Here is a 10878-nt window from a genome sequence, read left to right on the forward strand (position 1 = left end):
ACGACTAATTCATTTCTACAGTTTGAAACAAAAGCTTTCAATAGTTTTCATAATAAATTAAATCGTTATGCAGAACCAAAAAATCCCAATTACAGTAATTATCACGTTATTAATACAAACAGTAGCATTTATATGGTGGTTATCCAAGTTAGACTCAAGGGTACAATTTCACGATAAACTTATTGAATATGGTTTAATGGAAAAGGTGCTTGTACTTGAGGAAAGGGTAAAAAATCTTTCCGAGGAATTGGATGAATTCAAAGCTAATTTGAAGTACAAGTAATTATTCTGCTACTTTTGGTGTGTAAGCATCAGATTGAGATTGACGATCTTTCCAATTTTTGATGTATTGCTCAACTAATGGAGGGTCTCCTGTTATAATTAGTAGATTCTCAGCGTTTCTTTTCTGCGCAGCGTCAGAGAAATTGAAAGATCCTGTTATGATTTTTTGCTCATCAATAATCATAGTTTTGCTGTGTGAAATTGCAGGTTTATAGTCTATGTATATCGGTATTTTTTGCCTAAATAATTCATTGATGACACTGTATTTTGAGCTGACCTGTGATTCATCTAGGATAACCCTAATATCAACACCACGTTTTTTTGCTCTAATTAAAGATTGTGCAATAGGCTTTGAAGTAAATTGATATGCCTGAATTAATATGGATTTTTGAGCTTGATCTATAGCATTGGTTATTTGTTCGGCACAATTTTCCCTAGGTGTAAAACAGACTGTAGTTTTTGGACAGGTAACACAACCTGATAAAAGTGAGCAAGTTAACAGAACTAATAAATATGAAAAAATACATCCTTTCAGTTGACGGAGGAGGCATAAGGGGCATAATACCAGCCATCATTCTAGCAGAAATAGAAAAAAGAACAAGAAAGAGAGTAGCTGAAATCTTTGATCTTATGGCAGGAACCTCAACTGGTGGAATTGTTATAGCAGGATTATGTAAAAAAGATAAACCTCAATATTCTACTAATGATTTAGTCGAGTTCTATCGGGAATATGGACCATATATTTTTAAGTCTTCATTTTTTAGGCGATCAATACTATCTTGGTTTAACTGCGCACAATATCCACATAAAAATATTGAATCTGTACTGGATAAATATTTTGGAGAGGATATTCTAAAAAACACTTTAAGTAATGTGTTGATTACGAGTTACGATATTCAGAATAATTGCCCATTTTTCTTCAAAAGCTGGAAAGAAGGTAATATTAAGCTGAAAGATGCACTCAGAGCTACAACTGCAGCACCTACTTACTTTGCACCTAAATATCTTAAAATCAACCAAAAGAAAATGGTACTAGTGGATGGAGGGGTGTTTGCCAATAATCCAGCGGCTTGCGCATATGCAAGTGGTAAGAGGTTATTTCCAAATGATGATATTCTACTTGTATCGATAGGTACTGGAAGAACAGATAGAAGCAATGAGTATGCTAATCAAGGAAATTTGGCAAAATGGCTGGATTAAAACCACTATTACATGTGATGTTTGCTTCAAGTTTAGATGCAGTAAACTACCAACTTGATCAAGTTATAGCTGATAAATATATACGCATACAATCGCAATTAAAAATAGCATCACCTGACATGGATAATATTACATCAAAAAATATCAAATCTCTGCAGGAGGAGGCAAATTCAATGATAGAGAAAAATCAGGAACTGATAGATAAATTCTGTATAGAAATATTAAATATATAACTATTTTTACTTATATCTTAATATATTATTTAACACTATTAACTATCTTTAACACAATTTAATTTTCACAATCACCCAACTCATCAGCAGTTAGGGCACTTGTTCGCACAATAATATCAATAGGAATACCTGCCTTAACTAGATCTTTTGCAATCTTGATTTTCTCTGCTTTTTTAACCTTTTCTTTACCAGTTTGCATTCCTTCAGATAAAGATCTAACTACCGTATCCAGTAATTCTTGATCCTCAATTTTTTCGCATTTACCTATAAACCTAAAAACTGGCTCATTTTCATATTCTGTTAGTCCAAGAGCTTTAATGTTAACTGATAATGTCTTTGCTATCTTATATAATATTTCAATTGGAATGTCTGTATATCCTCGTTCATAGTCGTGTATTTCTTTAGGTGTTGAACCTATTTTATTTGCCAAGTCCTCCTGAGTGTATTCCCGTATTAATCTCTCCTCTTTTATCCTTTTCCCCACTTTGTAGAGTATAGAATCAGTACAAATTTCTTCCTCTATATCATCATATTCGTAAGTAGATAAGCGAGTCACTTGGGAAATAATATCAACTGAAACTCCTTCTTTCACTAGATTCTTTGCTACTTCTATTTTTGCTTCTTCTTGGCTAATTTTCTCGCTAATATATACAAACCTTACTAATGGATACAGCTTCTTGCGTAATTCCTGATCCTTAATTTCTCTATGTATTTTTGTTAGATAGACTATTTCTTTATCCTCATCTTCATACCAACTGTTTTCTCTTAGTACTGTTGGTCCTGGAAGTAGATCTATAACATTAACTGACAATGCTCCTGCTATTATATACGATTCTTTGATTGTGATAGCCTTGCACCCTAGTTCAAAGTTATGTATTTCCTTATGTGTTAAACCAATTTTGCTTGCTAATTTTGCCTGAGTATACCCTTGTACTATCCTACAACCTTCTATTTTTTTCCCCAGCTCGTAGCTCAATATGCTCTGAATTATCATAGATAAATCCTCTAAAAGCTGTTTTTCCTACAGAAGCAAACATATATTCTATCACAAAAAAATCCACTATTGGCTAAGTTTTTATGAAATCACAAAAATTTCTCAATCATATAATTTGATAAGCCTGTCGTTTGCAAGATAATATCAACAGAAATTCCTTCTTTCACTAAATTCCTTGCAACTTCAATCTTCTTTTCCTCTCTGACCTTTTCTCTATAAACATGTATACCTTCAAATAAAGACTTGATTAGCATATCGCGTAATTCCCGACTCTCAATCTTTTTGTATTCTTCTATCAAATTTGATAGCTTTTCTTCCGCTTCTTCATCTGATTCGGGAAGCAGATCTATGATGCTGATTGATAATACCTTTGCTATTTCATCTAACATTTCAAGTGAGACAGCAGCTCTCCCTTGTTCATATTCGTATATTCCTTGATTTGTTATGCCAACTTTATTCGCTAAATCTTTTTGTGTATATCCTCGTATCAATCTCCATTCTTTTATCCTTTGCCCTACTTTGTATGGAATGGGAATTTTGTTCTCCTCATACTCACCAATAGATAAGTTAGTTGTTCGAGAGATAACATGAGCAGAAACTCCTACTTTCATCAAACCCCTTGCTACTTCCATTTTTACCGCTTTTCTGCTTCTTTCCTCACTCAAACGAATAAATTTGATTAATAAATAAAATACCTCGCTTAGTTCTTTATCCTTATACCCCTTTACTAAATTTAATATTTCTTCATCTTCAAAATATCTTTTTTCATTTGGTAGCATCTCTCCACAAACTAGACCTTTAACATTTACTGATAACGCTTCTGCTATAGCATATAATTTCTTAATTGGAATTTTACGACTCCCTTTTTCATATTGCAGTATTGCCCAGTACTTTACACCAACCTTCTCCGCTAAATCCTTCTGAGTATACCCTCTCTCTAACCTCCAACTTTTCACTTTTTGCCCTACTTCATAGTCTAGACTTTTTTCCATACAAAGAACCATATATAATATTTTCTACTATAGCTCAGATATAACGGTAAGAAAAAACCTCTGGAACCTTACAGTTGGCTATAGACACATTAAAGTTCTCTAAAGGTTTCTTTACTACCTGCACGTATTCTATTTACCCACGGAGACAATACTTCATTATTGCTAACCTCTTTTATAGCATACTTTTCATTCCATATGCCACATCTAGTGAAATTACCTTTCTCTACTGCTTCTTGAAGTTTCACTCCTCCAAAAAGACAATTTTTTCCTATTTCTTCTCCTCTTTCTTGTAATTTAGACCACATTTCCTTGTTTTCTACTCTGACTTGTACTTGATCATATTTTTTTACATCGTGGTACAATATAATATTTAGCTGACCAATGCTTGTAGGAAATTCTAATATAATAGAGCTTTCATCTGACATATCGATATAGTTTCTTATACCTCCCTTCTCACTTTTAACCTCAACTGCATCATTGCCAATTTTTAAAATATTACTTCCTAAATCTCTCAGTATTTTGGCTACCTCTACCTTGCTATCCCCAGAAAATTCTATATACGATGTTGTATTATCTATCTCAATATCTATTAATTCTCCTTCTTGCACAGCACTTTCTCCAGCTTTCTCTAGTTCTTCTAGTCTCTCATCTATCTGTGGCTGAACTTCTGGTTGTAGCTCATTATAGATTTCACCTATCAATTTATTCTCCAATAAAGTATCATGAAACTCTGCACCGTTTAGCATTAGTTTACGTATTAGCTTTTTACGATCAGCCTTATCAAATTTATGAAAATGTGTACCCAATATTACATACTCAGCAAAGCTCCATTCCCCATCATTACATGCATTTAGCCTTCCTCCAGATGCTAGTACTTTGTCTATAACTTTGTGCAATTCATTTACATTCTTTGCCTCTACCACTTCACTTTTAAACCAGCTCAAAGTTTCACTTTCACCTTCACTCGGCTTTATTTTTTTCAAAGCTGAAGCAAATGGATTTTTATCTTCTTGATCACTTACAGGTTTTGTGCCATAAACATAGTCAAATCCTTTCCCATAGTTGATTTTGTTTTCGCGAACTTCTCTACCAGGGAAAGGTGCTATTTCCTCAGGCTTTTTAGCCTTATTAATTTTGCTTACAAAGGTGTTAGTACGACCAATTCCTATAATCGCATTTAACATCTCACCTTTTGATAATCTATCAAGATCAACGTTTAATTCGTAAACACCCCCTTCTTGATCATCAAAAGGTACAATTATTTTATTAACCATATTAGCCTCCGCTATTAAATATACTTTACTAAGTCTACAACCGACTTTATTACTTTATTATTAATTCAATATATACTTTCTCATTAATTGTAAGCAATAATTAATGTACTTGCAAATACTTTCTTCATTCAAGTAGTTAAACAACTCATGAAAATCTTCAAATATCTGCTTTATAACAGTCCTTGCTCTTTAAAGCTAAAATACCCAACACTTGTGATGATAATGTGATCCAGTAACCTAATCCCTATAGTCTGACAAGCTTTAGCCAAGTCTTTAGTTACAGCTTCATCCTCATCAGATGGCTTTAACCTTCCTTCTGGGTGGTTATGCGATATTATTATTGACGTCGCTTTTCTTATTAATGCCTTTCTTGTTACTTCTCTTATGTAAAAAGGTACCTTATCCACTGTACCAGTGAACACTTCTTCCCCCTTTAAACGGCACTTTTGATCAAAATATATTATTTTCATCTTTTCCTCCTCTGAATAACCAATACTCACCCTTAAATATTTTACGATGGTTTCCAAGTTATCCATTACAGGTCCTTTCTTTAACTCTTCTCTTGGTACTCTCTTTGCAGCTTCCTTTAGGCATAAAATTACTGCTACTGTAGAGTCAGTTATCCCTTCTATAGTTTTCAAGTCATCTATTTCCTGGCCTAAAACTCCTCCTATTCCAAAATTATCTATTAGCTTTCTAGCAATAATTCGAGCTTCTTCCCTGTCATGCACTGCACTTAGAAACGTTTCTATTACTTCACGATCAAGTAGTGCTTTACCGTTGCTTTCTAATGCTCTGAATTCTATTTCTTCTCTACGATCTTTCTTATTATTCATAAAAATTACCCTTCACTAATAACAAAATGTTTTTATATATTTACTGCTGTTTTTTTGTCAGCATTGGCATAAAGCCATAGCTTTTGAGTGAAGTCAAATCAATTTCTCAATCTTTTTTACTTATTTTTTCATGAATAGGTAAAGATATTAATATATACTGATTTTTTATTTTAAATTTGTTGAATTTCGTTCAAGGAGAGGCCTACTGTTTTTAAAATAATATTGATAGAAATTCCTTCCTTAACTAAATTCTTTGCAATTCTCATCTTTTCTACTTTCTTCACTTTCTCTTTGCAAATTTGTATGCTTTCAAACAGAGATTTTATTAGTACATGACGTAGTTCTTTGCTTTTGATCTTTTTGTATTCTTCTATTAACCTTGATAGCTCTGCTTCACTATTCTCATTTTCTCTTGTTTCTGGAAGCAGATCTGTAATATTAATTAATAGTACCTTTGCTATTTCATCTAACATTTCAAGTGAAACAGCAGCTCGTCCTTGTTCATATTCATATATTCTTTGATTTATTATGCCCACTTTACTTGCTAAATCTTCTTGTGTGTATCCTCTTCTCAACCTCCATTCTTTTATTCTTCGACCTACTTTATACGGAATAGAAATTTTTTTTTCATCATTATCATATTCACCAATAGATAAATTAGTTGTTCGAGAGATAACATGAGTAGAAACTCCTTCCTTAACTAAACCCTTTGCTACTTCTATTTTTACCGCCTTTCCATTTCTTCCTCACTAATACGNCATACCTTCCCTCATTTGATACTTCTTGTACGCAAGCTAGATCTCTAGCAGTTGTTGATAATGCTTCTGCTAATTCATATAACTTCTTAATTGAAATTCTGCGCGTTCCTTTTTCATATAGCAGTATTACCTGATATGTTGTTCCGATTTTTTTTGCTAAATCTTTTTGAGTATACCCCTTTGCTATCCTATAACTTCTTACTTTCTGTCCTACTACTTTATAATATAAAAAATTAGAGTAATTATTCTCTTTTTTCACATTTTATACTCATAATCAGAAGAGCCGTTACGTATACCTAATTGGGAACCTTTGTGACAAACTGAACTCATCTCCTTTCAAACAATTTTTCTATATCACTTAGTTTCATTTCTATATAAGTTAGCTTTCCGTGGTCAGAATATGGAGTTTTCTCAATTTGTCTTAGTATCTCATTCATCTCTTCCAATTTCATTTTTCTTCCTGCTCCATGGCAAGCGATTGTGGCTGATATTTTATTCACCTTATCCTCTATTGGCACCGTATCTTTCATTTCCATTAACTTATCTACTATATCAATTAGCATCTCTTTTATATCTATTGTTCCCAAGATTGCAGGTATTTCTTTCACCCTTACTTTATCTTCTGATTCTATTTCAATACCAAAACCCATTTCAAAAAGCTTATCTTTATAAGTTTCAACCATCTCCATCCCTGCTTGGTTTTTAATCTCAACTATTTCAGGAAGAAGAAGTTTTTGTCTTTTTATGCTTGTTAAGCACTCGTATATCAACCTCTCATAGGCTGCATGTTGATCTACTATAATCAGCCTATCTCCAGCCTCAGCAATAATGTAAGTATTGTGGACCTGACAACGTGCATATCCTAGGGGATGATCCTCTACCAAATCAATTTGCTTCCTTTCTAAAACCATCGTTCCCTTTTGGGCTGGGGATTCTCCATATTTAAACATTTCTGGTAAGCTTTGCCTTCTTTCATCTGGTGCACTGAATTCTTTCATTAGACGATTTTCTAAAAGACTTGGTCTCTTTTCATAAAACTCTTTTTGATCTTTTTTCTCTTGACTATCAACCTGCTCTTGGCTTTTACTATCATTAAAAATTAGCTCCTCTTCAATACCTTGATCACCCGCTGCAAATCTCGTTGATAGTGTTTTTATTATCCCTCTTCTCACTATTTCATATATTAGCCTTTTATTCTGAAATCTTACTTCCGATTTATTTGGATGCACATTTACATCTACTTGGTCATATGGTACTTCTAAATGCAACACTGCAAAAGGATACCTATTGTTTGGAATAAAATCGTGATACGCATATCTAATTGCACCAACAAGTAGATTGTCTTTTATTGGCCTTCCATTAACAAACGTATAAATCTGAGTTGAGTTGCCACGATTGACATTAGGTTTACAGATGTGTCCCTTAAGTTTGATGCCTTCTTCTTCCTCTTTAACTTCCAGTGAATTGCTTTGAAATTCTTCTTCTATTTCACATAATCTGTTGAACAGCGAAGTTTGCTTAACATATTTTAAGAGCTTTTTATTACCAGAAGTGAGAGTAAACCCAATACTATAATTAATCATCGCTAAGTTATTCACAATATCAACAATACTTTGTGTTTCTGCCCTTTCGGTTTTTAGAAACTTTAGTCTATTTGGTGTAGCAAAAAATAAGTCACGAACTTCAATATATGTACCTTGCAACAAAGAACAAGGGGTAATCTCTCTTATTTTTTCTCCTCCCTCATACCTTATAGACCATGCTTCCTTTGCTCCACTTGCCTTAGACGATAATTTCATTCTGCTTACTGCTGCAATTGAAGGTAAAGCTTCTCCCCTAAACCCAAGGTGCTTGATTTCTATTAACTCACTATCGCTTAATTTTGAAGTGGCATGCCTCATAAATGCTAGTTCTAAGTCGTCCTTTTCTATTCCATTTCCATCATCTGTCACAGTTATAAGGTTACGTCCACCACTTTCTATTTTGATCTCTATCTCTGAACTTCCAGCATCTATTACATTTTCTACTAATTCCTTTACTACACTTGCTGGCCTCTCTATTACCTCTCCCGCTGCTATACGATTTATTGTTTTTGTATCTAAAAGAATTATTGCCATAATACTCCACCCAATCTATGAAACTTAGAGTTCCCTCTATTTTTTGGTGATTTCTTGACCTCACAATCTCTATATTTTAGCTTTTTAGATTCCTTTCTAGCAAGTCTATCTGCCTCTTCATTATAGGTATTACCACTGTGAGCTCTAACCCACTTCCAATTAACATCATGATGTAAAGCAACTTCATCTAGTTCCTGCCATAATTCCCTGTTCTTTACTGGCTTTTTATCATCTGTCTTCCAACCATTTGTTTTCCACTTGCTGATCCATCCTGTTATACCTTGTTTAATATACTGACTATCAGTGTGTAAAATAACTTTGCAAGAAACTTTCAACATCTTTAGCCCGTTAATCACAGCCTTTAACTCCATTTTGTTATTCGTTGTGTTTTCTTCACCTCCAGAGATACGTTTTTTGATAAAGACACTTTTATTTTCATACATCACCACGGCTGCCCATCCACCAGGCCCCGGATTTCCGGAACATGCTCCATCTGTATATATTGTAACCTTCTTTTTTTCGCCCATACTTACAGGATATAGATTCAACGTAAATTTGCTACTGAAAATGTTGACATGAAGTTTCAAGATCTTTATCATATACAAGGTGTAGGGAGCCCGTCCTCTCGATGTTAGGTAATCGTATTTGAGTCTTTGTACTCGCATTTTTTTTGGAGCCTACACCAAAGTGTTTTTGAAACTTTTTATAGCTTATCAGTTCATTTGCTAGGGTTTTAAGGCAGTTATAAAACGATGACTAACACTACATTTAAAGCCTAAAATGTAATTCTCAGGTGATCTTTGACAGATGTTTTTTTTCATCAACACATTCAAAGCTTAGAAAAACAAAAGGGTTGAATATTTCTTCACAATTGTGTATAATTATTAATGCTTTTTAGGTTAATTTATCATGGCTTTATCTAAATTTCTTGATGCACGCAACGATTATGCCTTTAAAAGAATATTTGGCACCGAGAAGAATAAAGATATTCTCATTCATTTCTTGAACGATATTTTAGGCTTCACTGGCTTAGCTGCTATTCACGATGTTGAATTCTTAGCTACCATTTTGGACCCTGAAATTGCCGCTAAAAAGCAGAGTATTGTCGATGTTCTTTGTAAAGACTCTCAAGGTTCCAGATATATTATAGAAATGCAGTTCACTAAGACCAAAGGCTTCGAAAAGCGTGCTCAGTATTATGCTGCTAAAGCCTACTCAAGTCAAGCTGATCAAGGTGATAATTATCATAATCTCAAGGAAATTATCTTTATTGCTGTTGCTGATTGTATTATTTTTCCAGATAAGTCTGAGTACAAATCTAATCATGTCATTTTAGATCAAAATAGCTTTGAACATGACTTAAAGGATTTTTACTTCGTATTCATAGAATTACCAAAATTTACAAAAACGAAGGAAGATCAATTAGAAAATATAGTAGAAAAATGGTGTTATTTTTTTCGATATGCAGCAGAAACAAGCGAAGAGGACCTAGATAAAATAGTTGGTAGTGACGTCATCATAAAACGAGCGTATGAAGAAATGAATAAGTTTAATTGGTCAGAAGAAGAGTTACTAGCATATGAGCAAATGAAAAAACGCATAATGGATGAGATTGCTGCTTTCGCTCAAAAATTTGATGAGGGTCTTAAAGTAGGTCAAGAAAAAGGTAGACAAGAAGGCATCCTCATTGGTGAAGAACGTGGCATCAAGATTGGTGCAGAAAAAGGGAGAGAAGAGGGTGAAAAACAGACTAAAATAGCTGTGGCCAAAAACTCACTCAAGGCAGGTGTCTCTATTGATGTCATAGCTCAAATTACCGGTCTCTCCCATTCTGAAATTTTGCAACTTAAGAAAAAAACATAATATTCCTACTTATTCACTTCAACATTTATGAAAACCTTCTATAAGTTAGAAATATCCCCTAATTAAGAGTCTAATGAACTGTCTAAATAGGCTATAAAGATTGCACATAGAATTATATAAATTACTATCGTAACGTTACCCAAACTTCTGTATCAAAGCTACGTACTGTAAGTTCAACATGGAAAACACATTAACCACTTAGCACTATTACCTATAATGTCTACTTCATCCATGTTAGTATTAAAACCATCAAACTTGCTACTGGTTCCCCTAGCTATTTTGGCTACCCTCACTTTAAATTTTCCACTACTTGGCATATTACCTCTTAT

Annotated in this window: 11 protein-coding genes and 2 pseudogenes; 3 read left to right on the plus strand and 10 right to left on the minus strand. The window is 33.6% G+C overall.

The window, feature by feature from the left end; all coding sequences use genetic code 11:
• Positions 1–67 precede the first annotated feature (67 nt).
• Entirely contained in the window at positions 68–283 is a 216-nt protein-coding gene (locus BVG17_RS00675; protein ID WP_077188530.1) for a hypothetical protein, read from the plus strand.
• Here BVG17_RS00675 and BVG17_RS00680 read toward each other — a convergent pair whose 3' ends face one another.
• Positions 284–805 carry a phospholipase D family nuclease gene (locus BVG17_RS00680; protein WP_143688753.1) on the minus strand — a complete coding sequence of 174 codons (522 nt, stop codon included), beginning with the start codon at positions 803–805 and terminating at the stop codon, positions 284–286.
• Between BVG17_RS00680 and BVG17_RS00685 the strand changes: the two are divergent.
• Positions 796–1715, plus strand: a pseudogene (locus BVG17_RS00685) (patatin-like phospholipase family protein). The gene BVG17_RS00680 and the pseudogene BVG17_RS00685 overlap by 10 nt on opposite strands.
• 58 nt (positions 1716–1773) lie before the next feature.
• On the opposite strand, the gene wmk (BVG17_RS00690) reads toward BVG17_RS00685, so the two are convergent.
• From wmk (BVG17_RS00690) to rnhA, 8 genes and pseudogenes are all read right to left on the minus strand, one after another.
• Complete coding sequence (gene wmk, locus BVG17_RS00690; protein ID WP_143688754.1) at positions 1774–2709, minus strand: WO male-killing family protein Wmk; 936 nt, start codon at positions 2707–2709, stop codon at positions 1774–1776.
• An 89-nt stretch (positions 2710–2798) separates the two neighbouring features.
• Positions 2799–3701, minus strand: a complete 903-nt coding sequence (gene wmk / locus BVG17_RS00695) for a WO male-killing family protein Wmk (RefSeq protein WP_143688755.1) — start codon at positions 3699–3701, stop codon at positions 2799–2801.
• Between the two features lie 89 nt (positions 3702–3790).
• Positions 3791–4975 (minus strand): hypothetical protein, encoded by a 1185-nt coding sequence (locus tag BVG17_RS00700; protein WP_177429425.1) that lies wholly within the window; start codon positions 4973–4975, stop codon positions 3791–3793.
• A gap of 170 nt (positions 4976–5145) precedes the next feature.
• Positions 5146–5811, minus strand: a complete 666-nt coding sequence (locus BVG17_RS00705) for a JAB domain-containing protein (protein WP_143688756.1) — start codon at positions 5809–5811, stop codon at positions 5146–5148.
• Between the two features lie 170 nt (positions 5812–5981).
• Complete coding sequence (locus BVG17_RS00710) at positions 5982–6386, minus strand: helix-turn-helix domain-containing protein (protein ID WP_410543279.1); 405 nt, start codon at positions 6384–6386, stop codon at positions 5982–5984.
• A 183-nt stretch (positions 6387–6569) separates the two neighbouring features.
• A pseudogene (locus BVG17_RS09350) lies at positions 6570–6828 on the minus strand (helix-turn-helix domain-containing protein); the annotation flags it as partial.
• Between the two features lie 67 nt (positions 6829–6895).
• Positions 6896–8686 carry a DNA mismatch repair endonuclease MutL gene (mutL, locus tag BVG17_RS00715; RefSeq protein WP_143688757.1) on the minus strand — a complete coding sequence of 597 codons (1791 nt, stop codon included), beginning with the start codon at positions 8684–8686 and terminating at the stop codon, positions 6896–6898.
• Positions 8677–9213, minus strand: a complete 537-nt coding sequence (gene rnhA / locus BVG17_RS00720) for a ribonuclease HI (protein WP_063630631.1) — start codon at positions 9211–9213, stop codon at positions 8677–8679. Before rnhA ends, mutL begins: the two co-directional genes overlap by 10 nt.
• Positions 9214–9595: 382 nt before the next feature.
• Between rnhA and BVG17_RS00725 the strand changes: the two genes are divergently transcribed.
• Positions 9596–10549: an Rpn family recombination-promoting nuclease/putative transposase gene (locus BVG17_RS00725; RefSeq protein ID WP_063630630.1), complete on the plus strand. Its 954-nt coding sequence runs from the start codon at positions 9596–9598 to the stop codon at positions 10547–10549.
• Between the two features lie 173 nt (positions 10550–10722).
• Here BVG17_RS00725 and BVG17_RS08755 read toward each other — a convergent pair whose 3' ends face one another.
• On the minus strand, positions 10723–10866 hold the full coding sequence (locus tag BVG17_RS08755) for a hypothetical protein (RefSeq protein ID WP_162848921.1): 144 nt from the start codon (positions 10864–10866) through the stop codon (positions 10723–10725).
• Positions 10867–10878: the final 12 nt, after the last annotated feature.

The organism is Wolbachia endosymbiont of Laodelphax striatellus (assembly GCF_007115015.1).
In the GTDB taxonomy this organism is placed as follows: Bacteria; Pseudomonadota; Alphaproteobacteria; order Rickettsiales; family Anaplasmataceae; genus Wolbachia.

What these genes read in the sequence shown, in the direction of transcription:
- mutL (WP_143688757.1), bottom strand. Translation starts at nt 8,686, where the DNA reads ATGGCAATAATTCTTTTAGATACAAAAACAATAAATCGTATAGCAGCG.
- wmk (WP_143688755.1), bottom strand. Translation starts at nt 3,701, where the DNA reads ATGGAAAAAAGTCTAGACTATGAAGTAGGGCAAAAAGTGAAAAGTTGG.
- BVG17_RS00675 (WP_077188530.1), top strand. Translation starts at nt 68, where the DNA reads ATGCAGAACCAAAAAATCCCAATTACAGTAATTATCACGTTATTAATA.
- BVG17_RS00705 (WP_143688756.1), bottom strand. Translation starts at nt 5,811, where the DNA reads ATGAATAATAAGAAAGATCGTAGAGAAGAAATAGAATTCAGAGCATTA.
- wmk (WP_143688754.1), bottom strand. Translation starts at nt 2,709, where the DNA reads ATGATAATTCAGAGCATATTGAGCTACGAGCTGGGGAAAAAAATAGAA.
- BVG17_RS00700 (WP_177429425.1), bottom strand. Translation starts at nt 4,975, where the DNA reads ATGGTTAATAAAATAATTGTACCTTTTGATGATCAAGAAGGGGGTGTT.
- BVG17_RS00725 (WP_063630630.1), top strand. Translation starts at nt 9,596, where the DNA reads ATGGCTTTATCTAAATTTCTTGATGCACGCAACGATTATGCCTTTAAA.
- rnhA (WP_063630631.1), bottom strand. Translation starts at nt 9,213, where the DNA reads ATGGGCGAAAAAAAGAAGGTTACAATATATACAGATGGAGCATGTTCC.
- BVG17_RS08755 (WP_162848921.1), bottom strand. Translation starts at nt 10,866, where the DNA reads ATGCCAAGTAGTGGAAAATTTAAAGTGAGGGTAGCCAAAATAGCTAGG.